The 21,048-nt window shown below is 59.0% G+C and carries 21 protein-coding genes and 1 pseudogene; 17 read left to right on the forward strand and 5 right to left on the reverse strand.

All coding sequences use genetic code 11. The features are described 5' to 3' along the window. Positions 1-55: 55 nt before the first annotated feature. Together ACYZUC_RS00185 and ACYZUC_RS00190 are read left to right on the forward strand one after the other, a co-directional pair. Positions 56-1,210 carry a hypothetical protein gene (locus ACYZUC_RS00185; RefSeq protein WP_461992574.1) on the forward strand — a complete coding sequence of 385 codons (1,155 nt, stop codon included), beginning with the start codon at positions 56-58 and terminating at the stop codon, positions 1,208-1,210. Positions 1,211-1,281: 71 nt separating this feature from the next. Continuing rightward, the gene (locus tag ACYZUC_RS00190) at positions 1,282-2,400 is read left to right on the forward strand and encodes a glycosyltransferase 61 family protein (RefSeq protein WP_461992576.1); all 1,119 of its coding nucleotides are present in this window, start codon (positions 1,282-1,284) and stop codon (positions 2,398-2,400) included. A gap of 40 nt (positions 2,401-2,440) precedes the next feature. Here the strand turns inward: ACYZUC_RS00190 and ACYZUC_RS00195 are convergent, their stop codons facing one another. Continuing rightward, positions 2,441-2,755, reverse strand: a complete 315-nt coding sequence (locus ACYZUC_RS00195; RefSeq protein WP_461992578.1) for an NIPSNAP family protein — start codon at positions 2,753-2,755, stop codon at positions 2,441-2,443. Between the two features lie 191 nt (positions 2,756-2,946). Here ACYZUC_RS00195 and ACYZUC_RS00200 point away from each other — a divergent pair, with 191 nt between their 5' ends. The 3 genes and pseudogenes from ACYZUC_RS00200 (at position 2,947) to ACYZUC_RS00210 (ending at position 4,879) form a co-directional block, all read left to right on the forward strand. After that, complete coding sequence (locus ACYZUC_RS00200; RefSeq protein ID WP_192229011.1) at positions 2,947-3,276, forward strand: DHCW motif cupin fold protein; 330 nt, start codon at positions 2,947-2,949, stop codon at positions 3,274-3,276. Positions 3,277-3,411: 135 nt separating this feature from the next. After that, positions 3,412-3,588, forward strand: a pseudogene (locus tag ACYZUC_RS00205) (YbfB/YjiJ family MFS transporter); the annotation flags it as partial. 43 nt (positions 3,589-3,631) lie between these two features. Continuing rightward, the gene (locus ACYZUC_RS00210; protein WP_461992580.1) at positions 3,632-4,879 is read left to right on the forward strand and encodes an MFS transporter; all 1,248 of its coding nucleotides are present in this window, start codon (positions 3,632-3,634) and stop codon (positions 4,877-4,879) included. On the opposite strand, the gene ACYZUC_RS00215 is transcribed toward ACYZUC_RS00210, so the two are convergent. Continuing rightward, positions 4,796-5,707 carry a LysR family transcriptional regulator gene (locus tag ACYZUC_RS00215; RefSeq protein WP_461992582.1) on the reverse strand — a complete coding sequence of 304 codons (912 nt, stop codon included), beginning with the start codon at positions 5,705-5,707 and terminating at the stop codon, positions 4,796-4,798. The genes ACYZUC_RS00210 and ACYZUC_RS00215 overlap by 84 nt on opposite strands. Positions 5,708-5,978: 271 nt before the next feature. Here ACYZUC_RS00215 and ACYZUC_RS00220 point away from each other — a divergent pair, with 271 nt between their 5' ends. The 4 genes from ACYZUC_RS00220 (at position 5,979) to ACYZUC_RS00235 (ending at position 9,533) form a co-directional block, all read left to right on the forward strand. Continuing rightward, the gene (locus tag ACYZUC_RS00220; RefSeq protein ID WP_223449227.1) at positions 5,979-6,293 is read left to right on the forward strand and encodes a DUF485 domain-containing protein; all 315 of its coding nucleotides are present in this window, start codon (positions 5,979-5,981) and stop codon (positions 6,291-6,293) included. Continuing rightward, positions 6,290-7,963, forward strand: coding sequence for a cation acetate symporter (locus ACYZUC_RS00225; protein WP_461992584.1), 1,674 nt, complete (start codon positions 6,290-6,292; stop codon positions 7,961-7,963). The genes ACYZUC_RS00220 and ACYZUC_RS00225 overlap by 4 nt, the downstream gene beginning before the upstream one ends. 82 nt (positions 7,964-8,045) lie before the next feature. Next, positions 8,046-8,600 (forward strand): cytochrome b, encoded by a 555-nt coding sequence (locus tag ACYZUC_RS00230; protein ID WP_461992586.1) that lies wholly within the window; start codon positions 8,046-8,048, stop codon positions 8,598-8,600. A gap of 3 nt (positions 8,601-8,603) precedes the next feature. Continuing rightward, positions 8,604-9,533: an NAD(P)H-dependent flavin oxidoreductase gene (locus tag ACYZUC_RS00235; RefSeq protein WP_461992587.1), complete on the forward strand. Its 930-nt coding sequence runs from the start codon at positions 8,604-8,606 to the stop codon at positions 9,531-9,533. Positions 9,534-9,678: 145 nt separating this feature from the next. Here ACYZUC_RS00235 and ACYZUC_RS00240 read toward each other — a convergent pair whose 3' ends face one another. Continuing rightward, positions 9,679-10,563, reverse strand: a complete 885-nt coding sequence (locus ACYZUC_RS00240; RefSeq protein WP_461992588.1) for a LysR family transcriptional regulator — start codon at positions 10,561-10,563, stop codon at positions 9,679-9,681. Positions 10,564-10,677: 114 nt separating this feature from the next. Here ACYZUC_RS00240 and ACYZUC_RS00245 point away from each other — a divergent pair, with 114 nt between their 5' ends. Then, complete coding sequence (locus ACYZUC_RS00245) at positions 10,678-11,349, forward strand: MOSC domain-containing protein (protein WP_461992590.1); 672 nt, start codon at positions 10,678-10,680, stop codon at positions 11,347-11,349. 151 nt (positions 11,350-11,500) lie between these two features. Here ACYZUC_RS00245 and ACYZUC_RS00250 read toward each other — a convergent pair whose 3' ends face one another. Further along, complete coding sequence (locus ACYZUC_RS00250) at positions 11,501-11,860, reverse strand: DUF6124 family protein (RefSeq protein WP_461992592.1); 360 nt, start codon at positions 11,858-11,860, stop codon at positions 11,501-11,503. Between the two features lie 530 nt (positions 11,861-12,390). Here ACYZUC_RS00250 and ACYZUC_RS00255 point away from each other — a divergent pair. From ACYZUC_RS00255 to ACYZUC_RS00265, 3 genes are all read left to right on the forward strand, one after another. Continuing rightward, positions 12,391-13,908 (forward strand): CoA-acylating methylmalonate-semialdehyde dehydrogenase, encoded by a 1,518-nt coding sequence (locus ACYZUC_RS00255; RefSeq protein ID WP_008029395.1) that lies wholly within the window; start codon positions 12,391-12,393, stop codon positions 13,906-13,908. A 121-nt stretch (positions 13,909-14,029) separates the two neighbouring features. After that, the gene (locus tag ACYZUC_RS00260) at positions 14,030-14,419 is read left to right on the forward strand and encodes a tautomerase family protein (RefSeq protein WP_461992594.1); all 390 of its coding nucleotides are present in this window, start codon (positions 14,030-14,032) and stop codon (positions 14,417-14,419) included. A 63-nt stretch (positions 14,420-14,482) separates the two neighbouring features. Next, positions 14,483-15,532, forward strand: a complete 1,050-nt coding sequence (locus ACYZUC_RS00265) for an NAD(P)H-dependent flavin oxidoreductase (RefSeq protein ID WP_461992596.1) — start codon at positions 14,483-14,485, stop codon at positions 15,530-15,532. A gap of 9 nt (positions 15,533-15,541) precedes the next feature. Here the strand turns inward: ACYZUC_RS00265 and ACYZUC_RS00270 are convergent, their stop codons facing one another. Further along, a complete protein-coding gene (locus tag ACYZUC_RS00270; protein WP_461992597.1) occupies positions 15,542-16,300 on the reverse strand; it encodes a hypothetical protein in 759 nt (252 codons plus the stop codon). A 281-nt stretch (positions 16,301-16,581) separates the two neighbouring features. Here ACYZUC_RS00270 and ACYZUC_RS00275 point away from each other — a divergent pair, with 281 nt between their 5' ends. From ACYZUC_RS00275 to ACYZUC_RS00290, 4 genes are all read left to right on the forward strand, one after another. Further along, on the forward strand, positions 16,582-17,058 hold the full coding sequence (locus ACYZUC_RS00275) for a hypothetical protein (protein WP_461992599.1): 477 nt from the start codon (positions 16,582-16,584) through the stop codon (positions 17,056-17,058). A 121-nt stretch (positions 17,059-17,179) separates the two neighbouring features. Beyond that, positions 17,180-17,425, forward strand: coding sequence for a hypothetical protein (locus ACYZUC_RS00280; RefSeq protein ID WP_461992601.1), 246 nt, complete (start codon positions 17,180-17,182; stop codon positions 17,423-17,425). A 259-nt stretch (positions 17,426-17,684) separates the two neighbouring features. Continuing rightward, entirely contained in the window at positions 17,685-19,034 is a 1,350-nt protein-coding gene (locus tag ACYZUC_RS00285) for a GntT/GntP/DsdX family permease (RefSeq protein WP_461989327.1), read from the forward strand. Positions 19,035-19,177: 143 nt separating this feature from the next. Then, positions 19,178-20,503, forward strand: coding sequence for an OprD family porin (locus ACYZUC_RS00290; RefSeq protein ID WP_461992603.1), 1,326 nt, complete (start codon positions 19,178-19,180; stop codon positions 20,501-20,503). The last annotated feature ends 545 nt before the right edge of the window (positions 20,504-21,048 follow it).

Genomic DNA, 21,048 nt, shown 5'->3' on the forward strand with positions numbered 1-21,048 from the left:
CCCGCCCGGATCTTTCTCTGATCTCACGACAGATTACTCAAAGGATGACGAAGAAATGAAAGAGAAGCTGGCGGCCGTTATCCGAAAACTGATTTCTCCTTCATTACGCTATGAAATCAGGAACGCGGCAACCTGGCTGCGGGACATCCTGGGGCGTGCGTGTTTCTGGAAGTGGGAGATTGCCCGCTTCAGGCTGCAGAAGGACAGTCCTTACGAATTCCTCTACATCGGCAGGAAAAAACAGCGGGAAATGGCCAAGCTGCTCATCGGCGGCAAGTCCCAGGAGCCGTCCGATACGGTCGACGGCGAACCGGCACCTGCCGCGTCGAATCATGTGGTGGTGGTCAGTGAAGCGCCGTCCCCGGGGGCCTTGAATGTGCCCCTCTACCTGAGTGCCGTCGTACCGCTGGGGCGCCCCATCGAAGACATCACCGCCAAATACGATAGCGAGTTGCGTCGAAGTATCCGCAAGAACCGACCTCGCTACCGGATGGTCCAGACACTGCTGGATGACGAAATCGAAAAGGCCGACAGGGAAATGCTTCGACCTTATGCCGAAGCACGGCAAGGTATCCACGCTGCGCAGTTTCCCTCTCAGGAAGTCTTGAGAATCGCCAAGACCGTCGGCCGGCTCGACCTGATCATGCTGGAAGACGAGGTGGTCGCCTGCCACCTGGGTTGCGTCGTCACTCGCGGCGGCAAGCGCTACTGGAGCACACTGCGTTTCGGGTACGTCGAGGCGATTTTTTCAGATGCGAAAAAACTGCGCGAGGTCAACTCGATTACCACCTTCATGGCACTTGAATGGGCGATCGACAATGGCTTCGATTATTACGACATCGGTCTTTGCGTGGCCCGCCCGGATGACGGGCTGCTGAAATGGAAAAGACGGCGCGGCGGTGATATCGATTCCCTGGGAAACCACGCGTACATGTTCGTCCGGCTGCCCAAGACCGGGAGGGCCAGATTCCTCTGGGACACGCCGCTGTTTGCTGTCGAAGGCAAGGAAATAACCTTGCACCTTGGCCTGCCGGACGGGCCAAGCGATGAGGAAGTCGCCAGCCGTTATCACGAAATGGTATTTGGCGGGCTGCACAAAATTTACCTGTATTGTGCCAAGAGCTCGGGCGAACAGTTTCTCGACACCTTGCGCAGTCGCTACGCCAATTTGCAGACACCACCCGTCATGGAACGGATTCCATCCAGCTGAGCCATTTCCAGGACTGAAAAATTACAGCGCTCGCACCTGACTTTTGACCCTGCCCGCAGGGAGGACTCTTCATGGAAAGCGATCTCTCGCCAATCAGCACGTCGACCGCTGGCAATCAAAAAAAATGGACCCTGGCCGCCTACAAGCACATGGCGAGGAAAAGATTCGCCCGCCAAGCCGATATCAACTTGAAAAGCATCGCGCTGAAAAGTTGGGATATTGCGCCGGGCGAGACGACTCATTCTCCGTCGGCGTTCTTCCTGCCCGGTCAAATGGACCGCGTGACAGGGTGGGAGGCGAAGCGTTTTTATCCTTTCGAGCATCCCGCGCGCACCATGCAAGGGCTGGGCGACGTAGAGCAAGGCCCGACCCGAGGCTACCTGCTCAAGGACGTCTGGATGATCGATGGCGCGCTCTACAAGGACAACGCCAGTCTGTGGCTGTCGCTCAAGCCAGGCATGTTCCCGCGCATTACCGTGGACACCGAGATCGATCGCGCCGCCGTCTACTGCACGCAAAACGGCAATACCTGGTTTGGAACCTGGTTGATGGAAGACTGCCCGACCTATTCCCTGGCCTGCGATGAAGGCGTGCCGGTGACCACTGCGCCCTCCGCCAGGTTTCCGTTGTTTACCCAGGCTCCCCCTTACGAAGACTGGTTTGGCATGAAACCGGTGCGCCTGCACAGTGCGTTTTTTCGTGAACTCGTGCTGTTCGACGACATGAGCAACAATCGAAACAGGCATCTGCGTTACCGGGCCATGGGGGAAAAACTGCTGTCGCACGTCAAGCATGAGACTCACCCTGGTGTGTTCATTCTGCGCGGTGGCGACGGTGACTTGCGCTTTTTGCGCAATGAACTCGAGGTCGCCGAACACCTGCGCAAGAGCAGGGGGTTCCGCGTTCTCGATCCTTTGAAAACCGATGTGCCGACCATCGTGGCGACCTGTGCCGGGGCGCGGACGGTGGTGGGGGTCGAAGGCAGTCAGCTGGTGCACGGCGTCAATGTGCTCCAGCCGGGCGGTTCGTTGCTGGCACTGCAGCCACCGAACCGTTTCGTCAGCTACTACAAGTTCCTGACGGATCGCGACAGGCAGAATTTCGGCTTCGTGGTCGGAACGCCAGAGGGCGACGGCTTCAAAATCGACATTCAAGAGGTCGAGCGCACACTGGACCTGTTCCCGTCATGACGGCCTGAGGGAACCTCGGCAGAAGACTTTCCGAACGGGTTTACACCTGATCCCCAAACACCGGCCGGAAAAAACTCCGCTCATAGCTGAGGATGAATTTTTTATCCTCGGCATACTTGAACGCCGCGATGCAGTCCGCGTCGCTCATAGAGTCCTGCCGATAGCGCTCGTACTCGGCAAGGCTCGCAAAAGTGAACATCGCCAACGCGATGTTGTTCGCGCCCTCTGACGGCAGGAAATAGCCGTGGTGCTGGCCGCCGAATTTTTCCACCAGTGGAATCCACAACTTTGCGTAGTGTTCGAATGCGCTGATCTGGTACGGATCCAGCACGTACTTCAGGTAACAAGTGACCATGTTTTCGCTCTCTTCTACGGGAGGGTTAAACCATTCAAAGGCTGTTCAGCCATTCGGCAGTTTCGCAGATCACCTGGCTGCATGGGAGTCTTCACTGAACCCTGTATCCCGTAAATGCGGGCCATCTGTGTCTATCGGCCACATCGCGAGGTTGTTACGTTTGCGCCTCTACCGTATTCGATGAGGTAAAAATGGATCTCACCGCCATCCCGTTCGGGACGACCGACTGGTCGACGATCGAACCTGTCACCCATGCCGGCCAGACAGGAAACGCCTATTGGCGAACCTGCCAGTTCGGTTCGACGCGTGTGCGAATGGTTGAATACAGTCCTGGATACCTCGCCGATCATTGGTGTTGGAGAGGTCATATCCTGTTGTGCCTGGAGGGCGAGTTGCACACGGAACTGGAGGACGGTCGACAATTCACGCTGACTGCCGGCATGAGTTATCAGGTGGGCAACAATGCTGAAGGGCATCGCTCGTTCACCACCACCGGCGCGAAACTGTTCATTGTGGATTAAGGCGTCGGATTGAGTTTCGTCACTGGCCATGGCGCTGGTTATCTCTACAGGAGATAACCGTGATCAGATTAATTCGCTTCTTGAGATATATCCCGCGCGCGTAGTGTCTGCCCTGTCTGAAGTAGAGAAGGGCGGATGATGAACAGGTTGAACACAACGATTGCCAATGCGAAGCCCGCGTTGCGGCCAGTCAGCGCAGGCTGGGCAACGGTGGCAGGTTTTGCTGCAAGCCTGGTCGGCATCGGCCTTGCGCGGTTCGCTTATACGCCGTTGCTTCCGGCGATTATCGGCGCCCACTGGTTTGATCCGTCCATGGCGGCGAAAAGCTCCAGCGATTCCCGGAGCCTTTGACACCGTGAATTACTCCGATAGAAACGCGATGTATTGGCGCCGCAACCTGACCGTTTGTGTGTTCGGCTCGTTCACGACACTGGTCAGCCTGAGCATGTTGTTGCCCTTTTTGCCGTTGTACGTTCAACAACTGGGCGTGACGTCGCAGGCGGACGTGGTGCAATGGTCGGCCGTGGCATTCGGCGCGACTTTTTTCGGCACGGCGATCACCGCGCCGTTGTGGGGGCGCCTGGCTGACCGCTATGGCCGAAAACCGATGCTGGTCAGAGCGGCCATCGGGATGGCCATTGTCATGTCGTTGATCGGGCTGGCCCGGGACGTTACCGACCTGGTTGCACTGCGCCTAATCGCCGGGCTCATCGGTGGCTACGCATCGGCGTCCATCGTCATGATCGGGTCGCAGGTCCCGCGCGAAAGGGCGGGTTGGGCACTCGGCGTCTTGTCCACGGGAGCCTTGTCCGGCAACTTGATCGGGCCACTGGTTGGCGGTTTTTTACCTGAGCTTGTCGGTATTCGCGGCACCTTTTTCGTCGGTGGAGCAATGATTGCGGTCGCCGCCCTGACCACCATCCTGTTTGTTCGTGAGGATTTCGACCGAGCGTCGGACGCCAGACAACGGGACAGGAAAAACCGGCCTGAGGGTGCCGGTTCGAAATGGCCGGTCATCGCTGCACTGCTCATGACCGCAATGATGGTGTTGTTGGCCAACATGTCGATCGAGCCGATCATCACCGTCTACATCGGCGACCTCGGCGTACCGGTTGATCATCAGGCGCGGATAGCCGGCGTGGTCATGGCCTGTTCCGCGTTGGGCAGTATCCTGACCGCAGCCAGACTGGGGGCGCTGGCCGACCGGGTGGGCGGCTGGAGCGTAATTGTCGGTTGTCTGTTGCTGACGGCCGTCGTCATGGTGCCCCAGGCGTTCGTCACGCAATGGTGGCAACTGGCGGTACTGCGCGGCGTCATGGGCATGACCATTGCCGGGCTCCTGCCCGCGATTGCCAAGCTGATCCGGCATTCGGTCGAAGAGCACAACACCGGCAAAATCCTCGGTTACCTGCAATCGGCGCAGTTCTCAGGGCAGGTGATAGGTCCATTGATTGGCGGCCAGATTGGTGCCCATTTCGGCTTGCATCATGTGTTCCTGGTGACGGCGGCATTGCTGGTGTTATGCGCGGGGATGAACGGCTGGGTGAGGAATCGCTACCTGGGTGACACCGTCCAGACGAACGCTGTCGAGAAAGGTGGATAACGCGCTGGAAAAGTAACCATCCAGGCGCCTGACAAACACGGTCTCAACGTCGGCGATGTCTGGCGCGAGCTCATGCACGTTGACCAACCCCTCGCGCAAAGCGTTCGCCACAACGCCTCGGGGCAACAGCGTGACCCCGACGCCAGCGGACACACAGGCAATGATCGCTTCAATCGAGCCAAACTCCAGTGGCTCAGGCGCCAGGATGCCCAGGTTGGCCAACAGGGAATCCAGGCGCTGGCGGTAGGAGCAGCCGATTCGAAAGACTACTGTCTTCAGATTGTCGACCGCGGCGACGGCGTCCAGCGTGTCAATGGCACAGGACGTGACCAGCACGAGTTCTTCGCGGAAGGCTTGTTCACTGAGCAACTCCGGGTGATTGACCGGGCCCACGACAAACGCCCCTTCGAGCTTACAGTCGATGACGCCCTGGATCAGGCTGCAGGTGGTGCCGGTGCGAATCACCGGGCGAACTTCAGGGTAGGCCTTGGCAAACTTTGCGATCAGCCGTGGAAGGCGCAGCGCCAGCGTCGTCTCGAGTGTACCGATCTCGAAGACACCTCTTGGATGCCCATCATCGCGCGCAGCGCTGGACGCATCGGACAAAAGTCTGGAGAGGCGGGCGGCGTAGGGCAGGATCCGGCGCCCGGCCGGCGTGACCTGGACACCTCTGGCGCTGCGTTGAAACAGCGCCACCCCGAGCTCGTCTTCCAGCGACCGAATTCTGGCGGAAACGTTGGACTGCACGGTGTTCAGCTCGCTCGCAGCCTTGTTCATGCTGCCGTGGCGCGCAACCGCATCGACCACCTTCAGATCCGTGACATCCATCGAATTCACCTATCTCGAAAACCAATAACCAACTGTAAATAAACAGCGTTCAGCAGATTAGTTTTCGTGTGCGGCAAAGGCAAGCAATGGCCGACATAGGGAGTGATTGAATTCATCAAAAAAGATCATACGCATCATTAATGATCGTTTTACATGATCTTTGGCCGGGCATAGGTTGAGGGTGCAAATACACCGCAGCCAGTGGCAAATCGAGTCTTCGAATTTGAGGCTGTGGAACAACAATAACTGTCCACTGCTACACGGAGTCAACGTGAACCATGCATCCGAGTCAGCCAGAATTCGCAACCATCCCCGGTACCAGGATTTGGTATCACGGCAGCGAAGATTCGTCGCTTGTCTTACTGCCGCCACCCTTGTCCCGTACTTCACGTTCATCCTCGTCGCGGCGTTCGCGCCCCACCTTCTAGCGCAGAAACTCTCCGCGACCAGCATCATCAATATCGGTTGGCCGCTGGGCGTCGCCTTCATCGTCGGGGCCTGGTTGTTTACCGGCCTGTACATCCTGCGCGCCAACGGCGAGTTCGATGACCTCACCGCAGAAATTCGCGAGGGGGCCATCGTATGAAACCCATTCTTCGGTACCTCATTGCGCCTTCTCTGTTGGGCGCGGTCGCGACGTGCGCCTCGGCCGCCGACGTCTTGCAGGCGGTGGAAAAACAGCCGCTGAACATCACCGCTATCGCGATGTTTCTGGTCTTCGTGCTGACGACCCTAGGCATCACTTACTGGGCTGCCTCCAAGACCAAATCGATGGACGATTTCTACAACGCCGGCGGCGGCATCACCGGTTTCCAGAACGGTTTGGCACTGGCGGGGGACTACATGTCGGCGGCGGCGTTACTGGGCGTCACCAGCATGATTTTCTTCAACGGTTTTGATGGCGTGCTGTACTCGATCAGCTTCTTCGTCGCATGGCCGTTGCTGTTGTTCCTGTTTGCCGAGCGCATCCGCAATCTGGGGCGCATCACCATCTCGGACATCGCCTCGTTCCGGCTCGATCAAAACCGGATTCGCACCATGACCGCGTTCGGTTCGTTGACCGTGGTCTGCTTTTATCTGGTGGTGCAGATGGTCGGAGCAGGGCAACTGATCCAGCTGCTGTTCGGTCTTCCCTATAACTACGCGGTGATCGCTGTCGGTCTGCTGATGGCGATCTACGTCACGTTTGGCGGGATGGTCGCCACCACCTGGGTGCAGATCATCAAGGCAGGCTTGCTGCTGGTGGGCGGGACATTGCTCGCCGTGTTGGCATTGAGCAAGTTCGGTTTTTCTTTCGAGCTGCTGTTCGAAAAAGCGGTTGCCGCCCATCACGATGGCGAGCGGATCCTGCTGCCCAGCAAGCTGGTGGCCGACCCATTGGCGCTGATCTCGTTGTCGCTGGGGCTGGTCTTCGGTACCGCAGGATTGCCCCATATCCTCATGCGCTTTTTTACCGTGCCGGACGCCAAGCAAGCGCGCAAATCGGTATTCGTCGCGACGGGCTTCATCGGTTTCTTCTACCTGATCGTTGCGGTGTTGGGGCTGGCAGCCATCGTGATCGTCGGGCAAGACCCGGCCTTCTACGAGTCCGGCATTGTCGGTGGAAAGCTCATCGGCGGCGGGAACATGCCGGTGATGCATCTGGCAAAAGCCGTCGGCGGCGACCTGCTATTGGGCTTCATCTCGGCCGTCGCGTTTGCCACGATCCTGGCCGTGGTCTCGGGGCTCACCATGGCGGGGACCTCGGCGATTTCACATGACCTCTATGTCCGGGTCTTCCGCAAAAACCGTGCGGATGCGAAGGACGAGCGGCGTGTGTCGAAGATCGCCTCGGTCGGTATCGGCATCGTTGCAGTGGTGCTGGGCATTTTGTTCAAGGACCAGAACATCGCCTTCCTCGTCGCGCTGACCTTTGGTGTGGCGGCCTCGGTCAACTTCCCGATCCTCGTGCTCTCGATGTACTGGAAAGGGCTGACCACACGCGGGGCATTGATTGGTGGCATCGCCGGGCTTGTGAGCTCGGTCAGCCTGGTGATTCTCTCGCCGGCGGTGTGGGTCAAAGTGCTGGGCAATCCCGACGCGATCTTTCCCTTCGACTACCCGGCCATCATCTCGATGAACGTGGCGTTTTTGTTTACCTGGCTCGGCTCGGTCACCGACCGCAGTCGCGGGGCAGCGCTTGAACGCGAGCGTTTCGATGATCAGCTCATTCGCGCCCGCACGGGCCTTGGCGCATCGCAAGCGGTCAGCCACTGAGCCGCGGCACACCTTCATCGCGATGAAGGTGTGCCAGTCATTTCCACACACTGATTTGTGCTCTCTGCAAAAGGAGTCAGCCATGCAACTTCGAGACAATGGCTTAAGGTTTTCACCCATCACGGTCCTGCTGCACTGGGTCGTGGCGTTGTCGCTGCTCGCCATCCTCGGCTTGCAAGTGATGATCGGCCAGGCGTCCAGTGAGGCCGGGCGGATGTCGTTGGTCCACCTGCAAAACCTCATGGGGCTGATCCTGTTTCTCGTATCGATCTATCGGTTCTGGGCCAGGATCACCGCTTACCACCCACTGCCGGTGGGCACGCCCAATCCTATTGAAGTAATCATCAGTCGTTCTGTTGCGGTGGCGCTCGCCCTGGCGATGGTGCTGCTGCCGGTCGCGGTGTGGGCCTCGCGGTCGGCGGCCGGCGAGGGGGTGGGGTTGCCCGGAGGTTTTTCGATTCCGGCGCTCTTGCCCACCAGTGCAGCGCTGAAACAGGTGGTCGATGTGCTCTTTGATATTGGGGCCTCGGCGTTCCTGGCCGGCCTGGCCTTGCATGTCTTCGGTGCGCTCAAGAATCACTTTCTCCTGAAGAACAACACGCTCAAGCGGATGCTTGGAAAACATGTGGAGCTGTGAGTCATGAACGAAGCCAGATTTGATTTTGCAGGTAACGCCATCACTCAACTGTGCGGCGTGAAATACCCGATTTTTCTCGGCGGGATGGCGGCGATTTCCGGCCCTCCGCTCGTTGCGGCCGTCGCCAACGCCGGTGGCCTGGGCGTGGTGGGCGGTTTACGCCTGCCACCATTGACCTTGCGCCGATGGATACAGGAAACCCGAGCGCTGACCGACAAACCCTTTGGTGTGAACCTGGTGCCGCAGTTCGGCGGGCCTGACGTGTTTGAAGCGCAATTCCAGGTGGTCCTCGAAGAAAAACCGCGCCTGCTCTCCTTGTTTTACGCCGAGGCCTATTCCGCCGACATGATTCCCCGGGCGAAAGACGCGGGGTTGGTGGTCATGGTGCAAGCGGGCTCGGTGGAGCTGGCGAGAATCGCCATCGCCCAAGGCGCTGACATCATCGTGGCGCAAGGCAGTGAAAGTGGCGGACATTTGAATCGAGGCACCATCGGCATCATGCCGTTGCTGACGTCAATCCTTGCGGTATCCGAGGGGCGACCGGTGCTGGCGGCGGGTGGCATCACCAACGGTGACGATGTCCGGGCGCTGATGTCGCTCGGCGCGTCTGGGGTGGTGGTGGGCACCGCGTTTATTGCCACCGACGAGTCGAATGCGCACCCGCTCTACAAGCAAAAAATTGTCGAGGCGACGACGGATGACACCGAGTACCGGACCGGCTATTCGTTCGGCTGGACCTACGGCACGCCGCACCGGGTGATTCCCAATCGTGACAAGTGGAACCTGCTGCGCTTCATCGGCGGTGGCGCTCGCGCAATCGACAAACCGCGCATGGCCAAGAAGCTTTCGCTGTACGCGGGGCAGGGCGTTGGCAAAATCCACAGCGTCGTCCCCGCTGCCGAGCGTGTGGCCGAGCTTGCCCTTGGCTTGTAGTAAGCCTCTCCTCGTTTAACCTGTAGGAGCGAAGCTTGCTCGCGAAGGCGGTAGTGCATTCAATTTCAATATTGAATGCCCTGACGCTTACGCGGGCAAATCGGAACGCCGCACCGCTCGCAACTACAGTGTCGAGCTGTGTGTTTTACGCCGCCGGCCGGGCAATCTGCTCCTGCGCCAGACCGATGAACGCGCTCATCGCCGAGGTGATCATCGAGTCGTTTCGGCGGATGAACACGGTCGAGACGTTGGCGAATTCGGCCGGTAGCGTGTGGCAGCGAATCGCATGCCGCACGCTGCAATTCTCTGCGATGGCCTTGGGCAGCAAGGTCACGCCCATGCCCGCCGCGACACATGAGAGGATGCCGTCGAGGGTGCCCAGTTCCATGATCTGGTTGGGCACCAGCCCGACTTGGTAGAACCAGTTTTCCAGGGTGGAGCGATAGAAGCATCCGGTGCGGAAGACCAGCACGGTTTGCTGGGGGATTTTCTCGATCAGCGCGGGCAGTGTCTCGAAGTGGCTGCTACTGACCAGCACCAGTTCCTCCTGAAAAACCTCTTCCTGCGCCAACGCCGGGTTCTGGTGAAATCCGCCGACAAACGCGCCGTCGAGTCGATGGGCTTCAATCGCCTTGATCAGCTCGACCGTCGTGCCGGTCAGCAGCGACAGTTGTACCTCGGGGTATTGCTCGCGGTACTTCGTCAGCACCTGCGGCAAGCGAATGGCCGCCGTGGTTTCCATCGAGCCCAGCCGCAGCAGGCCGGTCGGAACACCGGTGTCCGTCAACGCGCTGCGGCTCTCTTCTGTGAGCTGCAGGATGCGCCGCGCATAACCGAGGAAGGTCTCGCCCGCCGACGTGAGCACCACCCCGGATTTCTTGCGGATGAACAGCTCCCGATTCAGTTCGGCTTCCAGCTCCTTCACCCGCATGGTGACGTTGGACTGCACCGTATTCACGTTGACGGCGGCTGCGGTGAAGCTGCCGAGTTCGGCAACCGCGCAGAAAATCTTCAGTTGGCGCATTTCCATGATCGTCACCATCCATCATAAAAAGTGATTATGGACATATTTAACGATCACTTTACGGTCATTGTCGGTGGTTAGTAAAGTGGCCGAAACCCGGTAAAAGATGCGGATCGACCCATGACACTGACTTCGAAAATTGATCACGTCTTCGCCGGCGGCCTGGGGGTCTTGAAGCCCGAAGGGCAGCGTACGGGCATCTTCAAACAGCGCCGTTCAGGCCCCGTTCGCGTCGAGCTTCACGGGATTGTCGGTGACCAGCATGGCGACACCAGGGTTCACGGCGGCCCGGAAAAGGCTGTTCATCACTATGCGGCCGAAAATTATCAGCACCTGGCGCAGGCCTTTGCGCACTGCGCCCATGAGCTGCTTCCGGGCAGCCTGGGGGAGAACATTTCTGCGTTCGAACTCTCTGAGCGCAACGTGCACATCGGCGATGTATTCCAGATGGGCAGTGCGGTGTTGCAGGTCTCTCAACCGCGCAGCCCGTGCTGGAAAATCAATCATCGTTTCGACGCCGAGCGTATGTCGATGCATGTCGCCAAGGAGCGAATCACCGGATGGTATTACCGGGTGCTTCAACCGGGCTTCATTGAAGCGGGCGACAGGATCGAGCTGCTGGAAAGGCAAACGGAGCGTTTTTCCATCGATGAATTCTGGCAGGTGCAGTTGTCGCACCGGCCGGTGATCGACGACCTGCTGGCGCTGGCGGCAAGCCGTGGGTTGGCCGAAGACTGGAAGCGGCGCCTGTCGGAGCGGGCGAAGTGGCTGCAGAAAGCGCTTCAGGATTGATAGTTGTACACGCACTTGTACGGCTTTTTGTAGGAGCGAGCCTGCTCGCGAAGAGCCCATAGACACCGCGTATTTCCAGGCTTCACGCGTTATCGTTAACGCTCTTCGCGAGCAGGCTCGCTCCTACAATGGATCACCCGCTTAGCGGTGTTTAGTCTCGCGGATCAATCTGATCCAGCACCCGGTTCGCCGTGATCTCCGCCAGCATGATGCTGTTGGAAATGCCGAGCAGGGCATTGCGCGACCCACCGTCCAGAAGGTCCACCAAGTGGTGGACCATCACATCGACCGAGGCCAGCGTCTCGACCAGATAAACCATCAGGGTTTCGGTGGTGAGCTCTGGGTCCACGGTAAACAAAGTGCTGGGTGTGCGCGGCGTGGCTTTGATGTCGGCAGTCGACGGGAAGTGGTAGTCGAGGGCACGCTCGGCGGCCTCGTTGAGTTTGTTTGAATCGGGTTCGTACGGGGAGGCTGGATCGGTGTTTGGCGGATTGGGTGAAGGTTTGATCATGATGCTGTCTCCAAAAACGTGGAGCCATCACCGACTTGCGACTAAACAAGGGGTGGCAGCTGTACGCAGGTTAGTCGACCGGGGGAGACTCAAAACCGGCGCACCCGAAGGCGCCCTGCGCACAGCTACCATAAAGTTCAGGCATGAAATGACCTGACTGTCTGGATGCCAATACGCTTTGAATCACCCCCGAGCGACTAAACCCGACCACTGATGAGCAGTGGCACGAATCAAGTTACCGGGCACCCCCAAAGCGCACAAGCCGGCGGATTCTGGCGTACCCGTAGGCAACGGCGCAAGGTTTTGTAGCTTTCATCTCGTAACCACGAGCGCGCTTAAACAAGCATTCACCAGCGCTGTTTAACTCCTAAAACACCTTCACCATTTATGATCCATAAGATCATTAATCATCATTTTACATGATCCTTTGGCTGGCCTACTTTGACCCTGGCAGGCGCGCCACCGGCCGCCTGGCGCTCTCCCGACAACAACAAGAGATGGCTCTTATCCACCACCAGGGGACACCCGCCATGAGCAACCAGCCAGCAGACATCGCACACTACATTCACGGCCGCGTGACGCACGGTACTTCCGGCCGAACGCAGAACGTCACCAACCCTGCCATTGGCTCCGTCATCGGCAAAGTGGCCCTCGCCAATGCCGCTGAAGTCGACGCGGCAGTGAAGTCGGCAGCGGCCGCGTTTCCCGCCTGGTCGGCGCTGCCGCCGCTGCGTCGCGCCCGCATCCTGTTCAAGTTCCTGGCGTTGCTCAATGAACACCGCGACACACTGGCGCGCATGATCACCGCCGAGCACGGCAAAGTTTTCACCGACGCCCAGGGCGAAGTGACGCGCGGCATCGAGGTCGTCGAGTTCGCCTGCGGCATTCCGCAACTGCTCAAGGGTGACTACACCGAACAGGTCTCCACCAACATCGACAACTGGACCATGCGCCAGCCGCTGGGCGTGGTGGCCGGCATCACCCCGTTCAACTTCCCGGTGATGGTACCGATGTGGATGTTCCCGGTGGCCATCGCCTGCGGCAACACCTTCGTGCTCAAGCCGAGCCCGATCGACCCGTCGCCTTCGCTGCTGATCGCCGAATTGTTCAAGGAAGCCGGGCTGCCGGATGGCGTGTTCAATGTGGTGCAGGGCGATAAAGAAGCCGTGGATGCGCTGATCGATCACCCGGACGTCAAAGCCGTGAGCTTTGTCGGATCGACGCCGATTGCCAATTACATCTACGAGACCGGAGCCCGCCACGGCAAGCGTGTCCAGGCGTTGGGCGGCGCGAAGAACCATATGGTGGTGATGCCCGATGCCGACATCGATCAGGTGGTCGACGCGCTGATCGGCGCGGCGTTCGGCTCTGCCGGCGAGCGCTGCATGGCGATCTCGGTGGCGGTGTTTGTCGGCGATGTCGCCGATAAAGTGATGCCGAAACTGGTGGAGCGCACCCGCACGCTCAAAGTCCTCGAAGGCATGAACCTGGCCGCCGAGATGGGCCCGATCGTGTCGCAAGTCGCACTGCAACGCATCACCGGCTACATCGAACAAGGCATTGAGGAGGGCGCAGAGCTGCTGGTCGACGGCCGTGGTTTTGACGGCGCCCAGGCTGGCGCGAATTGCGCCGAAGGGTTCTGGCTCGGCGGCACGGTGTTCGACCATGTCACCCCCGAGATGAAAATCTACAAAGAGGAAATCTTCGGTCCGGTGTTGGCGTGCATGCGCGTGAAGGACTTCGCCGAGGCGGTCGATCTGGTCAACTCACACGAGTTCGGCAACGGCACCGCTTGCTATACCCGCGACGGTCACATCGCACGTGAATTCGCCAGCCGCATTCAGGTGGGGATGGTCGGCATCAACGTGCCGATTCCGGTGCCGATGGCGTGGCACGGATTTGGTGGCTGGAAGCGCTCGCTGTTCGGTGACACACACGCCTACGGCGAAGAGGGCGTGCGCTTCTACACCAAGCAAAAGTCGATCATGCAGCGCTGGCCGAACAGCATCGCCAAGGGCGCGGAATTTGCCATGCCGACCTCCAAGTAAGCACCGCTTTCTGCTCCACAGGTTTGGGGTGGATGACGTGTTGGCGCGGGCTTGCACGGCATCGTTTTTCCCAGGGGGAGCGAACGCTCGCTCCCGGTTTTTTCCGTACAGGTGAACCGCTATGCCGCTGCTCAAGTTCGACATCATCCAGGGGCGCAATGACCAACAACTCAAGACCCTTCTGGACGTGACCCACCAGGCGATGGTCGAGGCCTTTGAAGTGCCCGCCAGTGATCGCTACCAATGCGTCACGCAACATCGTCCGGGTGAGTTGGTGCTGCACGACACGGGGTTGGGTTACACACGTTCGGCCAACGTGGTGTTGCTGACGGTGATTTCGCGACCGCGTTTACAGACGCAGAAAACTGCGTTCTATCGCTTGCTGGCCGAGAGGCTGCAAGCCGAGTGTGGCCTGTCACCCGATGACCTGATTGTTTCGCTGGTGGAGAACGCCGATGCGGACTGGTCCTTCGGCCGTGGAAGGGCGCAATTTCTGACCGGTGAACTTTAGGGTTTGCCGCGTGGGCCAAAGGGTCCGTTTTTACCTCTGTGCAACTCTCTTTCAGGTGATGCCATGTCCACTCCGCTGCTGTCCCTTTTGAACATTCGACTGCCCGTCCTTCAATCGCCGATGGCAGGCATTTCCACGCCCCAACTGGCGGCAGCAGTGTCCAACGCCGGCGGCCTCGGTGCGATTGGCATCGGGGCGAGCAACGTCGAGCAGGCGCGGAACATGATCCGCGAGACGGCCGCGCTGACGGACAAGCCGTTCAATGTGAATGTTTTTTGCCACCAGCCAGCTGTCCACGACAGCGCTCGCGAGACGCAGTGGCTGACATTTCTGGCGCCGTTCTTTGCGCAGTTTGGGGCCGCTGCACCGACAGCGCTGCGTGAGATCTATACCTCATTCGTCGAAGACCTGGACATGCTGCAGATGCTGCTGGAAGAACGGCCGGCGGTGGTCAGCTTCCATTTCGGGCTGCCGCCACAACCGACAATCGATGCGCTCAAAGCCGCCGGCATCATCCTGTTGTGTTCCGTGACCAACCTGGCCGAAGCGCAGAGCGCGGAACACGCCGGCGTGCATGCGCTGGTCGCACAAGGTTACGAAGCCGGGGGGCATCGCGGGGTATTCGATCCAAAACAGGATACGCAGATGGGGACGTTTGCGTTGGTGCGTGTGCTGGCGACTGCTTGCCAACTACCGGTGATCGCGGCGGGCGGCATCATGGACGGCGCGGGGATCAAGGCGGTCATGCAGTTGGGCGCCAGTGCCGCGCAGTTGGGAACGGCGTTTATCCTCTGCCCGGAATCCTCCGCCAACAGCGCCTATCGTGAGGCCTTGAAGGGGCCGCGCGCGCACCAGACTGCCGTCACCAGCGTCATTTCCGGGCGTCCTGCCCGAGGCATGGTCAACCGCAACTTCACCGACCTCGAGGCGGCTGGCATGGCGCTGCCAGACTATCCGCGTGCCTATGACGCCAACAAAGCGCTCAACGCCGCGGCTACCGCCCAGGCAAACACGGAATTTGCCGTGCAGTGGGCGGGGCAGGGGGCGCCCCTGATTCGTGAGATGCCGGCCGCTGTGCTGGTAAATGTGCTCGCTGCGGAAATGAACGACTGAGCCAGACGTTTAGTGCAGTGCAACCTCACTGAACTTGAGCATCAGCGGGTCATTGTTTCCGTCACGAAACGCGAGCTTGATCGCCGGCGTTTTACTCAACTTGCTGTTGCTCTGCTGGAAAGTCAGCGTGACCCGGGTCGGTACGTTGCGGATCAGCTGAAACTGCAGCCAGATGTTGTCCTCGACCTGGCCCACCCGGGCCGATTGGCCTTTGAGCGGACCGCCAGATTCGTCGAACAGCACCGTGTCATCGTTGAAGCGGAAGCTGCGGTCGACGTTCAGGTTGGTCAGTTCAAAGGTGCAGGTCGGCAAGCGACCGATGTTTTCGCAACCTTCCAATTCAATGCGCACGTTATCCAGCACTTCCATGCGTTTGCCGAGCAGATTACTGCCTTCGTTTTCGACGACCTTGGATTGCAGTTTGGCGAATTCGAACGAGGGCTTGGCGTACTCGGTGCCCAAAATGAAAAAGCCGAAAGACAGGCCCGCCACCATCAAGAACTGCAGCGCACCCCTGAGCATCGGCGTGAGGTTACGGATCTGCCAACCGATGGAAACCACCCCCAGGAAAAGGAAGGTGCTGACCAGCAACACCACATTTTTCCAACTGATGAAACTGAAGCCGAACACGCTGGGATCCGGCACGGCATAAGTGATCAACGCCCACATGGCACCCAGCAAGACACCGAGGCCTGCCATGCCACGGGTGATCATTGAGGCGATTTTCTGGGTGCGGGTAGGTGCTGTAAGGGAATCTTGATTTGGCATCAATGCTGCCAACTCCTTGTCGTGTAGCCGTCCGTGCTTGAAGGCAAATGTCGGGCTGTTGCAAAAGAAAACCGCGGGAGGCCGAGGGAAGATCGCCAGTTATGGCAGGTTGCCATTATCCAGTAACGGTGTGGCAGGTAAAGCGTGGTATCGCCTGATGTGCAGTGACGATCTCCCACCAACGGCCTGGAAACAAATACTACTTGTTGCTTGCTGTAGGTGTTGACGCCTATTAGTTGGTTCTGTATCTTGCGAAAACACACACAGCAAGGATTGATTTCATGAGCAAACTAATAGACACCTACAGCTCGCTCGAAGTCGTTTCCCAGGGGGAATTCAATCGCCGCTTTCCAGGGAAAAACACTATTGGTGACGTCGTGCTGGGGATGGGGGATCTCGTTGAGTCCTTGAAAGAAGACTGCGGTCTGTCGCTGCGCAAGATTGCTGATATCGCGGGGGTTTCCGTGGCCGGTCTTGATCGCTGGCGGAACAACGGCTACGGCAGCAAGAAACATTGTGAAAAGCTCATGAGCTATTGCGAGCAACGCCTGCAAGTGACCGACACAAAAAACGAAACGGCGATTCTTCCGAGTGCCAGCGTGGCTGACAGTCTGCGTCTGTGCAGCCCCGCGCAGTTGGAGAAGGTTATTCAAGAGGCGCTGCAGGCACGCCTCGGCTTCCCCGATTCGCTCGTTTGCACCTTGATCAAGATGGAAGCCGGCACCGATGGCCACCGGCTGGAAATAGTGGTGCGATGATTTCGCAGGCTTGAACGGTCAGGACATCGGTACCCACCATTTTAATCAAAGCGCTGATTGCGAACGGCAAGAAATGCCTTCGCCTTAGCGTTTGAACATCAATATTTCAGGGAAGCAAAAAATGAACGCTATGCAAACTTTGGCTCGGGATAAGGCATCTGAAGCGCTCAAGGCCAATGCGGCAAAGCTGTCGCCAGGTGAGGAGCGAAAAATAAGTGAAATTATTGGTGAAACGCTCTGGGAGCCTCTGGAAGATCAGACTCGCAAAAGCTTCGGCAAGTCCGTTCGCGCAGATCTTGAGTATTACGGATTGGTATTCGTCCGCCACGCAGGGACCATCGCGGTCTATAAGAAGTTGTGCATTTAATACACCTTCTGAATGTGTTTGAGCGACCCCGGCCAAGTTCACCCGACTCACACATTTCCTGCCTCAAAACCGCACACAAACAGGCCAGGCGCGATGAAAATCCGCCTGGCCCAGTTTCAAAAAACACGACCCCCCATGCCTCTGCACGACAACCCTTATCCCTCTACGAAAATTACTTTCGCCTCGTTTGAAAATCACCTCTCGAAATGTTTTATGAGTTTCACAACCCATTCGACGTGACCCTTTCGAGGAGTACCGCATGACCCTGTCCTTCGGCTATTGGCTGCTGGTGTATGCCGCCATCGCCATCATCGCGCTGATCGTTTTGATCGCCCGTTATCGACTTAATCCCTTCATCGTCATCACCCTGGTCTCCATCGGCCTGGCATTGCTCGCCGGCATGCCGCCGTCTGGCGTGGTTGGCGCCTACGAGGCCGGTGTCGGCAAGACCCTGGGGCACATTGCGCTGGTGGTGGCGCTGGGCACGATGCTCGGCAAGATGATGGCCGAGTCCGGCGGCGCCGAGCAGGTGGCGCGGACCTTGATCGACCGTTTCGGCGAGAAGAACGCGCATTGGGCGATGGTGTGCATCGCGTTTCTGGTCGGGCTGCCGCTGTTCTTCGAAGTCGGTTTCGTGTTGCTGGTGCCGATCGCCTTTACTGTGGCGCGCCGGGTCGGCGTGTCGATTCTGATGGTCGGTTTGCCGATGGTCGCCGGGCTGTCGGTGGTGCATGCGCTGGTGCCGCCGCACCCGGCGGCGATGCTGGCAGTGCAGGTGTATCAGGCGTCGGTGGGGCAGACGTTGATGTACGCGATTCTGATCGGCATTCCGACGGCGATCATTGCCGGCCCGCTGTACGCCAAGTTCATCGTGCCGCGCATTCAACTGCCGGCGGAAAACCCGCTGGAACGGCAGTTCCTCGACCGCGAACCGCGCGACAGCCTGCCGGGTTTCGGCATCACCATGGCGACCATTCTGTTGCCGGTGCTGTTGATGCTGATCGGCGGCTGGGCCAACCTGATTTCCACGCCGGGCAGCGGTTTCAACCAGTTTTTGCTGTTCATCGGCAACTCGGTGATCGCGCTGCTGCTGGCGACCCTGCTGAGCTTTTGGACCCTCGGTCTCGCCCAGGGCTTCAACCGCGAATCGATCCTCAAGTTCACCAACGAATGCCTGGCGCCGACCGCCAGCATCACCTTGCTGGTGGGCGCCGGCGGCGGCTTGAACCGGATTCTGGTGGACGCCGGGGTCACCGACCAGATCGTCAGCCTGGCCCACGAATTTCACTTGTCGCCGCTGCTGATGGGCTGGCTGTTCGCCGCGTTGATGCGCATCGCCACCGGCTCCGCCACCGTGGCCATGACCACCGCCTCGGGCATCGTCGCGCCGGTGGCCATTGGTCTGGGTTATCCGCACCCAGAGTTGCTGGTGCTGGCGACCGGCGCCGGGTCGGTTATCTTTTCCCACGTCAACGACGGCGGCTTCTGGTTGATCAAGGAATACTTCAACATGACCGTTGCCCAGACGTTCAAGACCTGGACCGTGCTGGAGACCATTATTTCGCTGGTCGCCTTCGCGCTGACCGTGGGTCTTTCTTACCTGATCTAGCTCGAACACTCCGATCGCTTTCCTCAAGGCTCATGGTCACTCATCGAGCGCGGCCATTGTGCGCGCCGCGGTTGAGTGCCCGTGGCGGACAGCGGTCGGCAAAAACTCAAAAAAAACATAAAAAAATGACCCAGGAGCACCGTATGTTCAAGCGAGCAATCCCCACCGCACTTTTGCTGGCCACCGGTTCGATGTGCGCACAGGCAGCCGATTCTGCCGCGCACGGTTTTCTGGAAGACAGCAAAGCCACGCTGTCGATGCGCACTTTGTATTTCAACAGCGATAACCGCGATGGCACGGCGGCCCCGTCGAAAACCGAGGAGGCCGCGCAGGGTTTTGTGCTGCGTTATGAGTCCGGTTTTACCCAGGGCACGGTAGGGTTCGGGCTGGATGCACAAGCGTTGCTCGGTGTGACGCTGGACAGCGGCGCAGGTCGCCACGTGGGCAGCGGCATGATCCCGACTGACGGCGACGGTGCTGCCGACAGCTGGAGCAGCTTCGGTCCAACGGCGAAGATGCGCATCTCAAAAACAGAGTTCCGCTACGGCACCTTGATGCCGAAACTGCCGATCCTGTTGTCGAACGATGCCCGTGTATTGCCGCAGTCGTTCACCGGTGCGCAGGTCACCTCGAATGACATCGATGGCTTGATGCTGACCAGTGGCGTGCTTGAACACGCAGTCGGCCGCGCCTCGACGGACCGGACCGGTTTGTCGGTGCCGGGCGCCATCCAGGACAGCAACAAGTTCTACTTCGCCGGCGGTGACTACTACATCACCAAGGAACTGAAGGCGCAGTACTACTTCGCGCAGATGGAAGACTTCTACAACCAGAACTTCTTCGGTCTGACCCACGTGTTGCCGATCGACAGCAAAAGCTCGTTCACCACTGATCTGCGTTACTTCAACACCACATCGACGGGCGCCAACAGTTCCGCCACCGGCCGCGCACAAGGTTATCGAACCTCGGGTTACACCGAAGACAACAACGGTGAAATCGACAACAACACCTGGGTGGCGATGATCACCTATGTGAACGGTGGACACTCGGTGTCGCTGGGGCATCAACAGGTGGGTGACGGCAGCAACTTCGTGCAGCCCAACCAAGGCAGCCTGGTCGATAAAGGCGCCGGTGGTGGCAGTGTTTACCTGCCGACGGACCGCATGATCCAGAGTTTTACCCGCGCGGGCGAGCAGACGAACTTTGGTCAGTATTCCTATGACTTTGCGCCTTTGGGCGTGCCGGGCCTGAGAGCGTCGATCGCGTATCTGAAAGGGACTGACATCAAGGTTCGCAACGCGGGGGATCAGTCCGAGTGGGAGCGTGATATGACCCTGGACTACGTGCTGCAATCGGGGTCGCTCAAGGGGCTTGGTTTCAGTGTGCGCAACGGCAAGTCGAACACCGATGCGGGCCGCAACGTTGATCAGAATCGTTTCATCATCAACTACACATTGTCGCTGTTGTAATTGCCGACGGGTTTCAGGCGAGCACAGTCTTTGTAGGAGCCGGCTTGCTGGCGATTGGGCCTTGAGGTTGGTGATGCTTTTGCGGACGTCATCGCCGGCAAGCCAGCTCCTACAAGGTATGCGTTGTGTCAGTTGCCAAGGTGTCAGGCGAGCACGGTCTTTGTAGGAGTCGGCTTGCTGGCGATTGGGCCTTGAGGTTTGCGCTGCTTTTGCGGATGCCATCGCCGGCAAGCCGGCTCCTACAGGGTATGCGTTGTGCCAGTTGCCAAGGTGTCAGGTGAGCACGGTCTTTGTAGGAGCCGGCTTGCCGGCGATTGGGCCTTGAGGTTTGTGGTGTTTATGCGGACGCCATCGCCAGCAAGCCGGCTCCTACAGGGTATGCGTTGTGCCAGTTGCCAAGGTGCCAGGCGAGCACGGTCTTTGTAGGAGTCGGTTTGCCGGCGATTGGGCTTTGAGGTTTGTGGTGTTTTTGCGGACGCCATCGCCGGCAAGCCGGCTCCTACAGGTTTGGTGGTGTGTCAGGTGAATACAGACCCTTGTAGGAG

The organism is Pseudomonas sp. GT1P32 (assembly GCF_054897805.1).